The organism is Reyranella sp. (assembly GCF_044224635.1).
Taxonomy (GTDB): domain Bacteria; phylum Pseudomonadota; class Alphaproteobacteria; order Reyranellales; family Reyranellaceae; genus Reyranella.
This window is the reverse complement of the sequence record NZ_JBGAKA010000013.1, coordinates 123,001-139,809: the sequence shown is the minus strand read 5'-3', so window position 1 is coordinate 139,809 and position 16,809 is coordinate 123,001. Positions and strand designations below refer to the sequence as shown.

Sequence of the window (16,809 nt, the reverse complement as noted above, 5' to 3'; positions counted from 1 at the left end):
AAGGATCGGCTTATGCCGGCTGCGACCAACCCCGAGCGTGACCGGCTGGACGAAGCGGATGCGCGCCGGCAAGCCTGGCGCAAATGGGGCCCCTATGTGAGCGAACGCCAATGGGGCACGGTGCGCGAGGACTACAGCGCCACGGGCGACGCCTGGAATTACTTTCCCCACGACCATGCGCGCAGCCGCGCCTATCGCTGGGGCGAGGACGGGATCGGCGGATTTTGCGACGCCAAGCAGCACCTCTGCCTGGCGGTCGCGCTGTGGAATGGCAAGGATCCGATCCTGAAGGAGCGGATGTTCGGCCTGAGCAACCGCGAGGGCAATCACGGCGAGGACGTCAAGGAGCTCTACTACTACCTCGACGCGGTGCCGACCTACAGCTATGCCCGCATGCTCTACAAATACCCGCAGGCGGCTTTTCCCTACGACCTGCTGGTCCAGGAGAACGCGCGACGCGATCGCAAGCAACCAGAGTTCGAGATCATCGATACCGGAATCTTCGACGACGACCGCTATTTCGATGTCGATATCGAATATGCCAAGGCCGGCACCGACGACATCCTGCTGCGGCTCACCATCACCAATCGCGGTCCCGACGAAGCGCCAATTCATGTGCTGCCCCAGGCGTGGTTTCGCAACACGTGGAGCTGGTTCACGGATCGGCCAAAGCCCGCCCTCGAGCGCGACGGCGCCGATGTCGTGGTCAGGCATGAGACGTTCGGCGCCTATGCGATCCACTTCGACGGGCCTGACGAGATCAGGTTCTGCGAGAACGAGACCAATGTCGCAAAGCTGTTCGGCGGCGAAGCGACCGGACATTCGTACAAGGACGGCTTTCACGAGTATCTGGTGGAAGGCCGCAAGGACGCCGCCAGCACGCACGGAGGCACCAAGGTTGCCGGCATCTACCGCAGGACGGTGGCGGCGGGCGCCAGCACGACCATCCAGGTGAGGTTGAGCCTGGGCCCGCCCAAGTCGGCGCCTTTCGCCCATTTCGAGCGGATCTTCAGCCTGCGCAAATCCGAGGCGGATGCCTTCTATGCCGGGCTGCAAAGCAAGGTGCTGGACGGGGATCTGCGCCGCATTCAACGGCAGGCATTCGCCGGCATCCTGTGGTCGAAGCAGTATTTCTACTGCGACGTCACGGAGTGGCTCGACGGCGATCCGGCCGAGCCCAGGCCGCCCGGCACCCGGCAGAAGGGACGCAACAGCGCGTGGGTCCATGCCACGATGGAAGACGTCATCTCGATGCCGGACAAGTGGGAGTTCCCCTGGTTCGCGGCCTGGGACTGGGCCTTTCACCTGACGACGCTCGCCTATCTCGATCTGGAGGACGCCAAGCATCAGCTGATCCTGCTCGGCCAGTCCTGGTACATGCATCCCAACGGACAGTTGCCCGCTTACGAATGGAACTTCGGCGACGTCAATCCGCCCGTTCAGGCCTGGGCGGCAATCCGCCTCTACGAGGCGGAGCGCAAGAGCAAGGGGCAGGGTGATCGCAGGTTTCTCCAGCAGGTCTTCACCAAGTTGCTGCTCAACTTCACCTGGTGGGTGAACCGCAAGGATCCGCGCGGTCTCAACGTGTTCGAAGGCGGCTTCCTCGGCATGGACAATATCGGCGTCTTCGACCGGTCGGCGGCGCTTCCGGTCGACGGCATGCAGGTGCAGTCCGACGGCACGTCGTGGATGGCGATGTACTGCCTGAACATGCTGCGTATCGCCATCGAGCTGGCGCAGGAGGACGATGCTTACCAGGACATCGCGACCAAGTTCTTCGAGCATTTCCTGATGATCGGCGGCGCGATGACGAATCTCGGCGGCAAGGGGCTGAGCTTGTGGGACGACGTCGACAATTTCTTCTACGACTGGCTGGTGATGAGCAACGGCGATGCGACTCCCCTGCGCGTTCGGTCCTTGGTTGGCTTGATCCCGGCGCTCGCAGTCGACACCATCGATGCCGCCCTGCTGAGGCCTCTGCCGTCGTTCACCCGGCAGCGTGACTGGTATCTGCGATACCGTCCCAAGCTTGCGACCCTGGTTTCCCGCGTGAACACGCCGGGCGCCGACGATACGCGCCTGCTCGCCATCGCCCGCGCCTTCCGCTCGACCAAGGTCCTGGCGCGCGTTCTCGACAGGAACGAGTTCCTGTCGGACTACGGGATCCGCTCGCTGTCGCGATATCATCTCGATAATCCTTATGTGTTCGAGGCCGGCGACTTCCGCTCGGAGGTCAAGTATGTGCCGGGCGATTCGGACAGCGACCTGTTCGGCGGAAACTCCAATTGGCGGGGGCCGATCTGGATGCCGATCAACTACCTGTTCATCGAAAGCGTGAACAAGTTCGCCAGATTCTACGGCGAGGAGTTCCGGATGGAATGCCCGGCGGGCTCTCCCGAGCTGCTGTCTCTGAGGAAGATCGCGGACGAGCTGCGCAACCGCCTGATCAACATCTTTCGCCGCGACAAGGACGGGCGGCGGCCCGTCTTCGGCAACTGCGAGAAGATGCAGACCGACCCGCACTTCAAGGATTACATCCTGTTCCACGAATATTACGACGGCGACACTGGCCGTGGCCTCGGCGCCTCTCACCAGACCGGCTGGAGTGCTCTCGTCGCCAACATGATCGCGGAGCTGCATGAGTAGGGAAGGGCGCGTGCGCTATCCCTCGCTGTACGAGGTCAACACCAGGGTCTGGCTCGATCGCCTGTCGCGGGAGGCCGGCAAGCCGGTCACGCTCGCGACGGTCGATGACGCCACCGTGGACGACCTCGCACGGCGGGGATTCGACTGGATCTGGCTCTTGAGCGTGTGGCGGACGGGCGCGGCCAGCCGCTCCATGTCGCGCAGCAATCCCGCCTGGCAGGCCGAATTTCGCACCACATTGCCCGATCTGGTACAGGACGACATCTGCGGCTCGGGCTTCGCGATCGGTGCCTACGAGGTCGACGAGGCTCTAGGCGGGGCTGCGGCGCTGGCTGCGTTCCGCAACAGGCTTGCGGCGCGCGGCCTGCGCCTCATGCTCGATTTCGTGCCCAATCACACGGCGCTCGATCATCCGTGGGTCAGGACGCAGCCTGATTTCTATCTCCACGGCAGCGAGCAGGCCATGGCTGCTGCGCCGCATGATTACTGCCGGATCGAGACCGGCCAGGGCGGGCGCATCCTGGCCCATGGCCGCGATCCCAACTTCCCCGGCTGGCCGGACACGCTGCAGCTCGACTATTCCAACCCGGCGCTGCAGGCGGCGCAGAGAGCCGAGCTGGCCACGATTGCCGGACACTGCGACGGCGTGCGCTGTGACATGGCGATGCTCCTGCTGCCGGATATCTTCCAGCGCACCTGGGGCGTGACGTCGCCGCCGTTCTGGCCCCGGGCCATCGCAGCCGTGCGCGATGAGCACCGCGGGTTCACCTTCCTGGCCGAAGCCTATTGGGACCTCGAATGGGAGCTGCAGCAGCAGGGCTTCGACTATTGCTACGACAAGCGGCTGTATGACCGCCTCCGTCGTGCCGACGCCGGCGCCATTCGCGCTCATCTGGTTGCAGGGCTCGACTATCAGGATCGGCTGGCGCGCTTTCTCGAGAACCACGACGAGCCGCGCGCGGCCGCGGTCTTCCCTTGGCCGCAGCATCAGGCGGCCGCCATCGCCACGGCTTTTGCGCCGGGGCTGCGGTTCTTGCATCAGGGTCAATTGGAGGGCGCCCGTGTCCGCGTGCCGGTTCACCTCGGTCGTGGCCCGGTCGAACCGCCGAACACCGATATCGTGGATTTCTACGACAGGCTGCTTCAGGTGCTGAGCAACGACGATTTTCGCGATGGCGACTGGTCCTCGATCCCGCCGCGCCGGGCGTGGGACGCCAATCCGACCTGGCGGGACTTTGTGGCCTATGCCTGGCAGGCGTCGCACGGCGCTCGCCACGTCGTCGTCGTCAACTATTCGGACCATCAGGCGCAGTGCCGCCTGCGACTGCCCTTCGCCGGGATGGCCGGCCGGCAATTCCGGCTCGTCGATGTGATGGGAAACGAAGTCTACCAGCGGGACGGCGCGTGCCTGGTCGATCCCGGCCTCTTCATCGACCTGGCGGCTTGGCGCTACAACGTGTTCACGCTCGAAGCCGTCGGGCCTTGAACAAATCGAATGGGACGATCGCCATGGCAGAAACCTCGGCAAGTGACCCTGAATCCCTCGCACCGCGAACCCTGGCGATCGATATCGGCGGAACCGGGCTGAAGGCCTCGGTGGTCGGCGAATCGGGCGAGATGCTGGAAAAGCGCGTGCGCGTGGCGACGCCCTATCCCTGCACGCCGGATGTCCTGGTCGAGGCCCTCACCGGGCTCACCGCGCCTCTCGAGGCCTATGACCGCATTTCCATCGGCTTTCCCGGCGTCGTGCGCGACGGCAGGATCATCACGGCTCCCCATTTCCAAGGCAAAGCCTGGGTGGACTATCCGCTGGCGGAAACTCTGGCGCGCCGTTTCGGCAAGCCGGCGCGACTGCTCAACGACGCCGAGGTGCAGGGGCTGGGAATCGTGAAGGGGCGCGGGCTCGAGGTCGTGCTGACCCTCGGCACCGGCCTCGGAAGCGCGGTATTCAGCAATGGCGCGCTCACGCCGCACCTCGAGCTGGCGCATCATCCGATCCGCAAGGGCGAAACCTACAACGACTATGTCGGCAACGCCGCACGCCGCGCGGTCGGCAGCAAACGGTGGAACAAGCGGGTCCGCAAGACCATCGAGATCGTCTACGCGCTCCTGCACTATGACATTCTGCATCTGGGGGGAGGAAACGCCGCCAACGTCACTATCGACCTGCCGGACACCGTCCACATCGCCTCCAATGATGCCGGCATCACGGGCGGCATCCGTCTATGGGACGAAGTCGTGTGGAACGGCGTCCTCGGCAGCCATGCCGTGTCGCCAGCGCGTTGACCGGCGACGCTCTCGAGGACGACGAGAATGGGCGTTCGTTCGCCCAGCTCTCGCTGGTTCCCGCTAAAGTCGACGGAGCCTCAGAGGTCGTGGGTTCGCCGGAGGCTGAAAGGAATTCTGTTTCACACGTGAGCGCCCATGGTCTCGACTGCTTCGGAACGAATTGACCGGATGATCGCAGAGCCCGCCGAGTGGTGCGGGCCCGGCACATGACGCGTTCCCGGCAGGAAACCAGCCAACTCACGTCAATGCTGCGTCCCCCAGATGCGGCCTGCGGCCTTGCAGAGGCCCCGTCGGGACGCCTGCTCGGCATCGAGCTTCGTCACGTCGAGGCCTCGTGCGGTCAAGGCGGCGGCGTACAGTCGGCCCAAGGCACCGGCCGCGATCAGCCGCACCGATTGCAACGACCCATGCCGCTGTATCACATCGGCGATCTCGGTTCCGATCAGAAGTCCCGACAGCCGCGCCGCGCCGTCGGCGCGCTGCTCGAAACCCAGGAGCTGGGAAGCGCGCAGCCGGAACAGCGATGCCGTCAACGCCGTCGGCGTCGCCAGCGCTCTCGAAAGACCCTCGTGGAACGGCTCGCCATCCTCCGCACCTTGGTCAGTCGCGTCGATTGCGTGGTTGAGAATGCTGTTTTGCGAGATCACCGAGTACAGCTCGCCGGTCATGTAGGTCGAGAACTCGACGACATGACCGGCTTCGATCGTGATCCATTTGCTGTGGGTGCCGGGGATGCAGACGTAGCCGGTGAAGTCGGGTTCGGTCACGCCCAGAAGCTGGGTTTCCTCCCCGCGCATGACGTCGGGCCGCTCAGGCTTGGCTTGGGCGATGCCCGGCAGGATGCGAATGTCAGCGGCTGCGTCGATTCGGATGGCGCCCTCGTGCAGGGCCTCGAGTCGCGTCGGCGTCCTGAGATAGGGGGCTTCGACCCAACCCTGCCGCGCGCCCGCCATGCCGCAGATCAGGACGGGCGTTTCCTCCGTCGCGCCGAGCCTGACGAGATGATCGCGCAGCACCGGCGCAAAGCCGGCGTCGATACAGTGCAGCATGCCTTCGCCGCCACGGCTTTCCGCCAGCATCGCGCCATTCGTCGACATCAGCCAGCCGCGAAAGCTGCTGGTGCCCCAGTCGATCACCACGAAGGCGGCCGACGCGGCATGCGACGGACTTTCAGCAGGAATCGGACTTACTCCGGCTTGGCGCCGGATTGCTGGATGATCGGCAGCCAGACGGCCTGGTCGTCTTCGATCAGCTTGCGGGCGGCAGCGGGTGACCCCGGCGGCAGCATCTCGAAGCCCTGGACGACGAGCTTCTCCTTCACCTGCGGCATCTCGCTGATGCGATTGATCTCGGCATTGAAGCGCGACACGATCGCCTCCGGCGTGTTTGCCGGCACGGCGTAGCCCAGCCATGTGGCGACCACGAAATCGGCTACGCCGGCCTCGCGCATCGTCGGCACGTCCGGCAGCAGGGCCGAGCGATCTTTGCTGGTGACCGCGAGCGCCTTGAGCTTGCCCGCCTTGATCTGGCCCAGCACCGTCGGCGTGTTGAAGAAACCCATCGTCACTTCACCGTTCACCACCGCAAGAACTGCCGGTGGTGCGCCGCGGTAGGGGACGTGCTGGACGCGCGCACCGGTGCGTTGCTCGAAGATGACGCCGGACAGGTGAAGGCTGCTGCCGATGCCGCTCGAACCGTACGTGAGCTCGCCCGGCTTGGCGCGTGCCTGGGCGATCAGGTCGGCCACGCTGCTCGCCGGATTGCTGGACGCGACGACCAGGACATTGGGGAGCGTGCCGCAGATGGCCACCGGCACGAGGTCCTTGAGCGGATCGTACCCCGGCGTCTTGTAGAGACCGAGATTGAACACCGTGGTGCCCTGCGAGATCAGCAGCAGGGTATAGCCGTCGGCCGGCGCGCGCGCGCCTTCCGCGGTCGCCATGAGGCCGCCTGCGCCGCCCTTGTTGTCGACGACGACCGGCTGGCCGAGCGCCTTGGCAAGCTCCTCGGCATAGGTGCGTCCGACGATGTCGGCGCCGGCACCTGCCACGAACGGAATGATCATGCGGACCGGGCGTTCCGGCCAGGCGGCGTACGCCGCCGAGGGGGCGAGCATCAGCCCGGCCGGCAGCAAGGCGCCCGCCAGAACGTGGCGTCTCCCCGCAACGCGTGTCGGAATTCCTTGCTTCTTGTTCATGGTCGCGTTCCTCCCTCGAGCGCGCTGCAAAGATCGCCGATATCGGCCAGCCGGTCGATGCCCAGGATCATGGCGCGGGTATGCTCGATGGCTGCGGCATCGAGCACGACGCTGGCGCAGCTGCGGTACTTCTGGCCGGCGTCGGCGTCCGACAACGGATTGGCCGGCGCGCCCGGCGGGACGTCGCAGCGCACCGTGGCAGTCTCGCCGTTCACCAGCCGCACCTCGACGGCGGCCGGGAACAGGCCGTTGTCGGGCAGGTCGTCGGCCTGCCTGATCTCGATCAGTCCCATGAATTTCTGAACAAGCGGATCGCCGAGGGCGTCGTCGGTGAATTGGGCGCTGCCCAGCGTCCCGAAGCGCAGGGCTGCGGCAACGCAGTAGCGCAGGCTGACGCGCGCCCGCAGCGTGTCGGCGGGGATGCCCTCCCGCAATGTCATGAAATTCCAGCGGTGGACATGGCAGACGATGCTCGTCACCTCCGGCAGGTGGATACCCAGCCTGCCGTGCAAAGCGAGTGTGGCGTGGACTGCCGCATGGGTCGGCGCACCCGAAGGATAGGGCTTGAAGATGATGCCGGACTGGAGGAGCTCGAACGGCTCGCCGAGCGGCAACGGCGTGGGCAGGCACGGTGGCGGCCCACCGGCGAACAGGTTGAAAAAGCCATACCTTCCGTCGAGCGCCTCCGCATCCGACAGAAAGCCCTTCTCCGCCAGCAGGGCCGCCTGCACGCCGTCGCGGGCGGTGAGGCCGGCGTGCAGTGCCATCGTCATGGTGCCGAAATTCTGCCGCAGGCCGCTCGCCATGGAGGCGGCGATCCCCAAGGCCGCCCGGAACGGCCCGGGTCCCAGCCCGAGCAGCCGGCAGCACGCCGCCGTGACACCCAGCACGCCCAGGGTACGGGTCACGTGCCAGCCCGCTTCGTAAAGCCGCGGATTGAGCTGGCGTCCCAGCACGACATTGACCTCGAAGCCCACGACATAGGCCAGCAGCACTGCGGCGCCGCCCAGGCCACGCGACTGGGCGAGCGGCAGCAGGGCCGATACCAGCGACGCGCTGGGATGCGACATCATCGGCTCGTTGTTGTCGTCGAACAGCTCGGCGTGAGCGGCCGTGCCGTTGGCGAGGGCGGCGGCCAGAACATCCGTCTTGAAGCCATGCCCGATGACCGAGCACGGGCCATTCGCCGGGCCGTGCTCGCGGGCGAGTGCCGTCACGATGCGCGTCGAGTCGAGCTGCGATCCCGACAGCGACACCGCGAGCGTGTCGAGGAAGGCTTTTTTGGCAAGGGCGAAGGCATCCGGCGGAACCTGGTCGGTCCCGAGACTTTCCGCCCATGCCGCGATCTGGTCGGTGCTGTTGGTCTGATGCGTCAAGGCGTCCCCACCGGGCAAGAAACTCCGCGACGGCATGCATCTGTCGCGGAAGCGACTACCCGGGTATCAAACCGCGGCCGAGTTCGGAAATCCACGACCGAGGCTGCAGGGTCGGATTGCGCCGCAGCCGGAGCCAGCGCACCGTGCGGCGCCTTCAGCCCCGCCGGCGTGACGGCAACCTTCGCTGGCTCCGATCGCGTCACCTACGGCGGCTGGCTGCTGCCTGAGAGCACCATCGGGCTTCCGGACTTCCTCGATCGCTGCAAGGCCGTAAGCGAGGGCGGTTCCAAGATCTGGGCGCAGGACGTGCCGGTCAATCTCGGCATGCAAGCGGCGAAGAGCTCGCGCTTCCTGCCGGCCGGCATCTATGGCCCGCTGGAGCGGACCCTGCAGCAGTTCAATGTCTGGCTGCTCGAGAAGTACCGCCAGGCGATGACGGCGTGAGGTGGGACCCGTCAGGGCCTCTTGTCGTCCTGAGCGCAGCGAAGGACCTCATCGCCGCTCGCCACGGGTGTGCTTTGGAACTCCTGGCGATGAGATCCTTCGCTACGCTCAGGATGACATGAAGTGCGCGCGGCCTTTCAATGTGTTCACATGCTCTGACGTGCGGCCACGGTCGAACCCATTGAGGGCCCGATCTCAGCTGCCGGTCGACGCGTAACGCGCCATGCCGGCGTGCCAGGCCAGGAATGACAAGCCGAGGAAGGCGAAGCCTGCGGCCGGCGCGATCGGCAGGAGCCAGTCGGGCGCGCCGAGCGGATCTGGCCGCTTCAGGATGGCGAGCACCGGATAGTAGGCCACGCAGGCCAGCGGCACGCCGAAAGTGAGGAGGCGCCGGAACCAGGCCGCATAGATGTTGAGCGGATACTGTGCCGCCTGGACGCCGCCGTAGGTGAGCACGTTCACGATCTCCAGGCTCTCGACGGTCCAGAAGGCGAGCGTGGCCTGCAGGACCAGGATCCCGCTGAACAGCGCCACGCCGCCGGCCACGGCCCACAGCGCCGTCGCGATCGCGGCGGCATCCCAGTGGATCGGGACCAGATTGGTCGCGAGGATGAGCACGGCGAACGCCTGCGCAAATCGGCCCAGCCGCGACAGCCGCACCTCGTAGCCGATCAGTTGCAGCGCGGCCGTGCGTGGCCGCAGCAGGACGCGGTCGAAGGCGCCGGTGCGCACGAAGTCGCTGCCGAACACCTCGAAACCGCGGGTGAGCAGGTCGGCGAGCGAGAAGGTGATGTTGACCAGCGCATAGAACAGCGCGGCCTCGCCGAACGTCCAGCCGCCAACCGATCCGAAGCGATCGAACAACGCGAATACGCCCAGGATCTCGATCGCGGTGGCTGCGCAGTGGCCGACGGTGAGCATGAGGGTCGCCGCCGGATACTGCGCCTGCGCGCGCAGCGAGGTCATGACGTAGCGGCCATAGAGCGCGAACGCGTTCATGGTCAGCCGCCCTGCATCTCGAGCCGGCGCATCATGCGCTCCATGGCCAGCCGGCCGAGGCTTATCAGCACCAAAGTCCAGCCTGCCTGCAATGCCAGGCCCTGCAGTGCCGCGACGCCTCGCAGATCGGCGAAATAGATGCGGAACGGGATGTCGACCAGGCCGGCGAACGGCTGCACGTGCAGGAAGGGCCGCAGGGCATCCGGGAAAAAATCGAGCGGCAGGAGGGAACCGGAAAACACGATCACCAGCGGCGTCAGGACAGCGTTCACGCCGCGTTCGTTCAGCGACGCAGCGACGATGATGTTCGCCAGCATCAGGACGGCGGCTGCGAGCGCTGCCATGAGCACGAAGGCGGGAATGAACAGCAGCGCCGCTGCAATGCCTGACGGCGGCCGCCACGCCCAGTCGCCGAGACCGACGAGCGGCAGGACGAAGCCCGCCGCCAGCGCCATCAGCGCCGCGCGCGGTGCGGCGCGGGCCAGCATCCATCCCAGGGTTCGGGCATACCAGTAGCCGTAGGCGTCGAGCGGCCGCAGGCGGTCGTAGCCGACGCCGCCGGTGCGCACCGCCTGGCCGATCTCCGGATCGGCCACCCAGGGCAGCAGCGCCAGCAGCGCCTGGCCCAACCACACATAGGTGATGGCGTCGGCTAGGCTGATCGGCGCCGCCGCGGCGTGGACGCCATAGAACGCGGCGAGGACCATGATCTTGATGGCGCCCCACCAGCACTGTGTGGCAAAGCCCGCCAGCGCCGCGGCGCGATACTGCAGCATGAGCTGGAAGCGCGCGCGGAAGGCCGCGAGGTAGGGCCGGATCGCCTGCATCGTCAGGCCTCGTGGGCGTCGTGCAGATCGTAGAAACGCGCGATCACCTCCTCGATGGGAGGCTCGTCGACATGGACGTCCTCGACGGCGTGCCGGGTGGTGATGGCGGCGATCAGTTTTGGCGCCGGGATGTCCGCCGGGTCGAAGGCGAGCTCGAGTGAGCGTTCGGTGCGCGCCCGGATCGTGACGCCGGGCATCTCGAGGTCGGGTGCGGGACCGGCGAAGTCGACAGAGAGGCGTCGCTCGGCCAGAACGCCGGCGCGCAGGCTCTCGAACGGGCCGTCGGCGAGCAGGCGGCCCTGGCCGATGACGATGACGCGCTCGGCGAGCGCCTCGACGTCATGCATGTCGTGGGTCGTGAGCAGCACGGTCACGCCCTGCTCGCGGTTGAGCTGCCGCACGAAGGCGCGCACCGCCAGCTTCGAGGGCGCATCGAGGCCGATGGTCGGCTCGTCGAGGAACAGGATCGCGGGATCGTGCAGCAGGGCGGCGGCGAACTCCGCCCGCATGCGCTGGCCGAGCGAAAGCTGGCGTACCGGCTGGTCGAGCAACGGCTCGAGCCGCAGCATGGCGACGAGCTCGTCGCGCCGGCGGCGATAGCGCGGCGGCTCGACGCGGTAGATGTCGGCCAGCAGATCGAAGCCGTCGATGACGGGCAGGTCCCACCAGAGCTGGCTGCGCTGGCCGAACACAACGCCGATGCGCGCCACGTGGCGCACGCGATCCTCGTAGGGGACGAGGCCGCCCACCTCGACTCGGCCGCTGGTCGGCCGGAGGATGCCCGACAGGATCTTCACGGTGGTGGATTTTCCGGCGCCGTTGGGGCCGATGAAGGCCAGCAGCTCGCCTGCCTCGAGACTGAACGAGACGTCGGCCAGGGCGTGGACCTCCCGCCATCGCCGGCGCACGAGGCCGCGCAACGCTCCGGTCAACCCAGGTGCGCGTTCAGCAACACGATAGGTCTTGGCCAGCGCCTCGACGAGGATCTGGGACATGGGCGGCCGTCCGCCTGTGGGTGGCAAAAAAGGGGCGGGACCCTATCCGGCGTCTGGTGCCGGGTCAACCGCTCAGTCTGTGAATCCGGGGCTGCTGGCCATCAGGAACGTGGCTATCGCAGGACCTTGAGCAACAGGAGGGCGAGAGCCAGTGCCAGCACGCCGCTCGTGACCTGCCAGAGCAGCGGCCGGCGAACGGCGATCCTCTCCCGCGCCAGCCTCTGTTCGATGCGGCTCCACACGTGTGCCGGCGCCGGCCCGTTATCCGGCAGGAATTCCGTCAGCAGCGCCAGCCGATCTTCCCACGCATCGACGGCGCGGCAGTAGCGGGCGTCGCGCTCGCGGCGACGCTCGAAGCCCCGACGTGCCGCGCCCTGCAAGCTGCCGGCGGCATACTCGGCCGCGATCAGCTCGCGCCAGCCAGCCTCGGTCCCGGTCAAGCAACGGTGCATCTGAGCGAGGCCGCGCCGCACCCAGCTCTTGGCGGTGCCGAGCTGTACGCCCAGCCGTTTCGCCAGTTCGCGATGGGTCAGGCCCTCGAAATAAACCAGCGTCACCGAGCGCCGGTGATTGGCCGGCAGATTGGCGAGGCAGCCATTGACCCGCCGCGCCTCCTCGCTACGCATCGCCCGGTCGGCAGGATCGGGCTCGTCCAGCACCATGGTCTCGGAGTCGAGCACCTCCAGCCCGCCCTCGCGCCGCTGCAGCACCGACGTGGCCGACAGCGCGCGGTTGCGCACCACCTTGACCAGCCAGGCATAGGCCGTTCCCTTGGACGGATCGAAGCGATGGGCCCAGCGCCAGACGCGCAGGAGGGAGTCCTGCAGCACGTCCTCCGCAATGTCGTTGCGGCCGACGATGCCGCGGGCGATCGCCAGCAGTCGGCTGCCGCTCAGCTCGTAGAGGCGGGCGAAAGCGCGCTCGTTGCCCATCGCAACATCGGCCAGCAGCGGCGCCAGCGGATCGAACGCGGCGGCGTCGGCCGAAGCGGGCCCCGGTGGCGCCATGATGCCGGGCTGCACCATGCCGCGCCGGAGATTGAGGATCTCACCCATCAAACCCTACTACCCCGCCGCCCGCTGAACGGATGCAGGCTGCGGCAGAAAAATGAACCGGCCGAGAAGCGCATCCGTGGCGCCGCTTGCCGGGGTTTCCCGAACGACGGACCGCAGTTCGTCGACCTCGTGCATGGAGAGAGCCATGATCCTCGCAAAACTCGACCCCCTGCCTGCCAAGGGCAAGCGTCGGACCTTCCTGTCCGGCTTCACATTGTCGGCAACGGCTATCGCCCTGCTGGCCGGCCAGGAGCGGCTCGGCGTGGTCGGAGCTGCCTCCGCGCAGACCGCCAACAACGACGTTACCATCCTGAATTCGGCGCTGGGCGCGGAGCAGCAGGCGATCGCCGCCTACCAGCTCGGCGCCGACTCCGGGCTGCTGCAGAGGGGCGTGAAGGACCTCGCCATCCAGTTCCAGGGCCATCACAAGGCGCATGCCGATGCGCTCGCCAAGGCGGTGGCCAAGCTCGGCGGCAAGCCGGTGGCGCCGCTGAATGACTACAGCTTCCCGAAGGACAAGCTGAAGTCCCAGAACGACGTGCTGGCCTTCGCCGCCTCGCTCGAGAAGGGCGCGGTCAGTGCCTACCTCGGGGCCGTGCCGATTCTCAATGACCGTGACCTCGCCAAGGCCGCGGCCTCGATCCTCGGCGACGAGGCGATGCACTGGGCGGTGCTGCGCCAGGCGCTCGGCCAGAACCCGGTGCCAGACGCGTTCGTGTCGTGATCATGGGCCTCCTCGCCGCGTTCCTTGCTGCGCTGCTCATGAGCGCCCCCGCCCTGGCAGCCGAGGGCAACGTCGAGCGCGGCGAGGAGATCTACACGCGCTGCCTCGCCTGCCATGCGCTGCCACACAACCGCGTCGGGCCGCGCCATTGCGGCCTGTTCGGGCGAAAGGCCGGCACGGTGCCCAACTACGCCTACTCGCCGGCGATGAAGAAGTACGGCGTCACCTGGACCGAGGAGACGCTCGACCACTTCATCGAGAATCCGCTGAAGACCGTGCCCGGCACAAAGATGGGTTATGCCGGCGTCAAGGACCCGCAGGAGCGCGCTGACCTGATCGCCTATCTCAAGAAGGCAAACGGTGATCCTATGACCTGCGAGTAGATCAGTCCTCGAAGCACGCCCGATCGAAGGATCTCAAGCGGCGCGGTGGCTCAGGCTCTCGATTGCGCCCACGGTCGCCTTGCGCGGATCGAGGAAGCTGTCCCAGTAGTCGATCGAGGCCTTGATCGGCTCCATCACGCGCGGCTTGCGCGCGCCTTCGGCCGGGAATTCCTCCATGCCGAAGCTGTACTCGACGGTGATGCCGTCGGGATCGAGGTAGTAGAGGAACATGCTGCCGGACGGCGGATGGCGGCCGGGACCGTTGACGATGGGCACCTGTGCCTTGTTGAAGCGCGAGATCGCGCGGCCGATGTCGTCGACCTCGGTCACCATGAAGTTGACGTGGTGCAGCAGCACTTCGTTGGCGCGGCCCAGCCCGACGCCGTGATGATACGGGTTGGGATGGCAGCGCATGAAGCAGATCGTGCCGTCGATCATGTCGGAGACACGAAAGCCGAGGATGTCGGTGTGGAAGCGGCAGGCGCTGTCGAAGTCCGCCACCTTCAGCACGAAATGGCCGAGCCGCTGGATCTTGGCGACGGTCGGCCGGAAGGGCTGGCCGCCCCACTGGCGCATGTGGTCGTAGAACTCGTAGGTGGCGCCGGTATGCGGCTCGGTGATGCGGAAGGCGCGGCCGAGCCCCAGCAGCTTGCGCTCGGCGGCAGGAACCTCGACGACAGCCAAGCCTTCGCCGGCCAGGCGCGCGCCGAGATCGTCGAGCGCCCTGGCGCTCTTCATCTCGAAGCCCGCGCGCTTGAGGCCGGGCTTGTCCGAGGCATGCAAGGCCAGGCTGTGATGATCCTCGCTGCAGCGCAGGAAGGCGATGCCGTCGGCCTCGCCGCTCACCTGCAGGCCGACTTGGCTGTGGTAGAAGTCGCGGCTGCGGCCGACGTCGGTGACGTTCAGCGCGAGGTAGCCCAGCTTCTCGTAGCCTTCCATCGCGGCCTCCTCAGAGGATGATGCTGATCTTGCCGTGCGGCCTGAGCGCGTCGACGTCGAGCACGGCCTTCTTGCTCCTGATCCGGAGCCCGTCGCCGTTCCGCACCAGCCGATACTCGGCGTGACCGGGATAGATGTTGGTCACCTCCATGCGACTGCGGAAGACGACGAAGTTGCAGGTGACCGGGATGGTGCCATCGGCGGCCTCTCCGGTCACCACGTTGCTGATCATGTGGCGGGTGCGCGAATGCGGCGATTCGGCGTGCGCCGTGGGCTTCAGCAGGCGCTTGGCGCGCTCGCCCAGGCGATGGCGGTCGTCATAGATCAGGAAGAGGGACTTTCCGGCCTTACCCTCGGGGTCGTCGGTCGCCGGCACCAGGTACTCGCCGTCCTCGGTGAACAGGTCGGCCCATTCCAGGAGCTTCCAGGAATCGAGCAGGGCGGCCTCGCGGATCAGGAAATCCTCGGCATCGGAACGCGACAGCTTCATGGTCACGGCCCCGCCAGCTCGCGCGCGGGATTGTCCGACACCAGCTGGTGCCAGCGCCGCCAGAAGGTGCGCATCTGCAACTCGTCGGTCTTGGTCGGCGCGTTGCTCAGCATGCCGCGCGACAGGTCGTTGTAGGGCGCCGACGCCGCGTTGGCGTAGCCGCGCTGGCAGAGCTCCAGCATCTCGACGTCGTCGGGCGTGGCGAAACCCGCCGGTCCCAGGAATTCCACGAAGTTGCGCAGCCGCCGGTCGCGCGAGGTCTCGGACTCGCCTGTCGGTGCGATGCACCAGGCGCTGACCTCCATGTAATCCGGTCGCACCGGGTAGAAGGTTCGGATGGTGGTGGCCATCACGTCGTTGACGACGAGATTGGGGAAGATCAGCAGATTGCGATCGCCGTTGGCGACGACGTTTCCGCGCTCGGGACCGAGCCGGTCCATGATCTCCTTGTTCAGCGCCTCGACCTCTTGGCGCGCCTCCTCGCCCCAGCCCGGTGCCCAGCGGGCATAAGGCCGGCCCCACGGCAGCAGGCCGATCGATTCGGACACGGCATGGCCGTTGCCGAGGTTCTTCACCCAACCCTTGGCGTTCATGCCGCCGAAGCTCGAATTGTCGCGCGAGCGGATGTAATCGAAGTAGGTCGAATGAGTCGGCACGCCGTGATAGCCGTCGGCCGAGTTCTCCTGCAAGAGCTTCCAGTTGGCGCCGACGCAGTAATCCTGGGCGCCGATCACGATCTCCATGCCGTCGCGGCCCTGGTCGGCGACATATTCGAGATATTCGGCGGCGCCGGCGAGGTAGTCGCGCAAGGACATCGCGCGGCGGTCGAAGCAGACGAAGACGAAGCCGCGGAACTCCTCCATGCGCTCGACAGGCACCAGATCGAGCTTGCAGTCGTCGGTGGCCTCCGGCGGCAGCGCCTCGCGGCCCGGCATCCCCACGAAGCGGCCTTTCTCGTCGAAGGTCCAGGCGTGGTAGCCGCAGGTGAAGGCACGCCGGTTGCCCGAGCGCTCGCGACAGACCAGGGCGCCGCGATGCGGGCAGGTGTTGTAGAGTGCATGCAGCTTGTCGTCCCGGTCACGGGTGTAGAGCAGCGGCCGCCCGCCAACGCGGCGCGAGATGAAGTCGCCGGGCTTCTTGAGCTCCGAGACGTGGCCGAGATAGAGCCAGCACTTGCCGAACACATGCTCGCGCTCCAGCGCCAGGATCTCGTCGGACACGAAGGCGCTGCGATGGACCTTGAAGCGCGCCTGGCGGCGATCGTCGATGATGAGGTCATTGAGCTGCATGGCTGCTCCTGCTTGGGGCCTTTCATTCTCCTCCCCAGCACAGCTGGGGAGGTGTCCGCGTAATCGCGGACGGAGGGGTCATAGGCCGCCCACGTGACTCATGACCCCTCCGTCGCCGAAGGCGGCGACACCTCCCCAGCTTCGCTGGGGAGGAGA

16 protein-coding genes are annotated in these 16,809 nt (G+C 66.7%); 6 read left to right on the top strand and 10 right to left on the bottom strand.

Annotated elements, in window-relative coordinates:
- Nucleotides 1-12: 12 nt before the first annotated feature.
- The 3 genes from ACILR9_RS14430 to ACILR9_RS14420 are packed head-to-tail and all read left to right on the top strand — an operon-like array spanning nucleotide 13 to nucleotide 4,932.
- Complete coding sequence (locus tag ACILR9_RS14430; RefSeq protein WP_395710630.1) at nucleotides 13-2,646, top strand: MGH1-like glycoside hydrolase domain-containing protein; 2,634 nt, start codon at nucleotides 13-15, stop codon at nucleotides 2,644-2,646.
- 10 nt (nucleotides 2,647-2,656) lie between these two features.
- Nucleotides 2,657-4,132: an alpha-amylase family glycosyl hydrolase gene (locus ACILR9_RS14425; RefSeq protein WP_395710629.1), complete on the top strand. Its 1,476-nt coding sequence runs from the start codon at nucleotides 2,657-2,659 to the stop codon at nucleotides 4,130-4,132.
- Nucleotides 4,133-4,155: 23 nt separating this feature from the next.
- The gene (locus tag ACILR9_RS14420; RefSeq protein ID WP_395710628.1) at nucleotides 4,156-4,932 is read left to right on the top strand and encodes an ROK family protein; all 777 of its coding nucleotides are present in this window, start codon (nucleotides 4,156-4,158) and stop codon (nucleotides 4,930-4,932) included.
- Between the two features lie 245 nt (nucleotides 4,933-5,177).
- Here the strand turns inward: ACILR9_RS14420 and ACILR9_RS14415 are convergent, their stop codons facing one another.
- The 3 genes from ACILR9_RS14415 to ACILR9_RS14405 are packed head-to-tail and all read right to left on the bottom strand — an operon-like array spanning nucleotide 5,178 to nucleotide 8,508.
- Complete coding sequence (locus tag ACILR9_RS14415; RefSeq protein ID WP_395710627.1) at nucleotides 5,178-6,074, bottom strand: 2-dehydro-3-deoxygalactonokinase; 897 nt, start codon at nucleotides 6,072-6,074, stop codon at nucleotides 5,178-5,180.
- A gap of 47 nt (nucleotides 6,075-6,121) precedes the next feature.
- Entirely contained in the window at nucleotides 6,122-7,132 is a 1,011-nt protein-coding gene (locus ACILR9_RS14410; RefSeq protein WP_395710626.1) for a Bug family tripartite tricarboxylate transporter substrate binding protein, read from the bottom strand.
- A complete protein-coding gene (locus tag ACILR9_RS14405; protein ID WP_395710625.1) occupies nucleotides 7,129-8,508 on the bottom strand; it encodes an MmgE/PrpD family protein in 1,380 nt (459 codons plus the stop codon). The genes ACILR9_RS14410 and ACILR9_RS14405 overlap by 4 nt, the downstream gene beginning before the upstream one ends.
- A 168-nt stretch (nucleotides 8,509-8,676) precedes the next feature.
- Here ACILR9_RS14405 and ACILR9_RS14400 point away from each other — a divergent pair, with 168 nt between their 5' ends.
- Nucleotides 8,677-8,952, top strand: coding sequence for a hypothetical protein (locus ACILR9_RS14400; protein ID WP_395710624.1), 276 nt, complete (start codon nucleotides 8,677-8,679; stop codon nucleotides 8,950-8,952).
- A gap of 195 nt (nucleotides 8,953-9,147) precedes the next feature.
- Here ACILR9_RS14400 and ACILR9_RS14395 read toward each other — a convergent pair whose 3' ends face one another.
- From ACILR9_RS14395 to ACILR9_RS14380, 4 genes are all read right to left on the bottom strand, one after another.
- Nucleotides 9,148-9,951 carry an ABC transporter permease gene (locus ACILR9_RS14395; RefSeq protein WP_395710623.1) on the bottom strand — a complete coding sequence of 268 codons (804 nt, stop codon included), beginning with the start codon at nucleotides 9,949-9,951 and terminating at the stop codon, nucleotides 9,148-9,150.
- Between the two features lie 2 nt (nucleotides 9,952-9,953).
- Complete coding sequence (locus ACILR9_RS14390) at nucleotides 9,954-10,778, bottom strand: ABC transporter permease (RefSeq protein ID WP_395710622.1); 825 nt, start codon at nucleotides 10,776-10,778, stop codon at nucleotides 9,954-9,956.
- A gap of 2 nt (nucleotides 10,779-10,780) precedes the next feature.
- On the bottom strand, nucleotides 10,781-11,773 hold the full coding sequence (locus ACILR9_RS14385; protein ID WP_395710621.1) for an ATP-binding cassette domain-containing protein: 993 nt from the start codon (nucleotides 11,771-11,773) through the stop codon (nucleotides 10,781-10,783).
- Nucleotides 11,774-11,886: 113 nt separating this feature from the next.
- Nucleotides 11,887-12,828: a sigma-70 family RNA polymerase sigma factor gene (locus ACILR9_RS14380; protein ID WP_395710620.1), complete on the bottom strand. Its 942-nt coding sequence runs from the start codon at nucleotides 12,826-12,828 to the stop codon at nucleotides 11,887-11,889.
- Nucleotides 12,829-12,973: 145 nt separating this feature from the next.
- Between ACILR9_RS14380 and ACILR9_RS14375 the strand changes: the two genes are divergently transcribed.
- Together ACILR9_RS14375 and ACILR9_RS14370 are read left to right on the top strand one after the other, a co-directional pair.
- The gene (locus ACILR9_RS14375; RefSeq protein ID WP_395710619.1) at nucleotides 12,974-13,552 is read left to right on the top strand and encodes a ferritin-like domain-containing protein; all 579 of its coding nucleotides are present in this window, start codon (nucleotides 12,974-12,976) and stop codon (nucleotides 13,550-13,552) included.
- A gap of 2 nt (nucleotides 13,553-13,554) precedes the next feature.
- Entirely contained in the window at nucleotides 13,555-13,935 is a 381-nt protein-coding gene (locus ACILR9_RS14370) for a c-type cytochrome (protein WP_395710647.1), read from the top strand.
- Between the two features lie 33 nt (nucleotides 13,936-13,968).
- Here the strand turns inward: ACILR9_RS14370 and ACILR9_RS14365 are convergent, their stop codons facing one another.
- Genes ACILR9_RS14365 through ACILR9_RS14355 form a run of 3 tightly spaced genes read right to left on the bottom strand, consistent with a single transcriptional unit; the run spans nucleotide 13,969 to nucleotide 16,653 of the window.
- Nucleotides 13,969-14,874: a VOC family protein gene (locus tag ACILR9_RS14365; protein WP_395710618.1), complete on the bottom strand. Its 906-nt coding sequence runs from the start codon at nucleotides 14,872-14,874 to the stop codon at nucleotides 13,969-13,971.
- A gap of 10 nt (nucleotides 14,875-14,884) precedes the next feature.
- Nucleotides 14,885-15,364, bottom strand: a complete 480-nt coding sequence (locus tag ACILR9_RS14360; protein ID WP_395710617.1) for an aromatic-ring-hydroxylating dioxygenase subunit beta — start codon at nucleotides 15,362-15,364, stop codon at nucleotides 14,885-14,887.
- 2 nt (nucleotides 15,365-15,366) lie between these two features.
- Nucleotides 15,367-16,653, bottom strand: a complete 1,287-nt coding sequence (locus tag ACILR9_RS14355; protein WP_395710616.1) for an aromatic ring-hydroxylating dioxygenase subunit alpha — start codon at nucleotides 16,651-16,653, stop codon at nucleotides 15,367-15,369.
- Nucleotides 16,654-16,809: the final 156 nt, after the last annotated feature.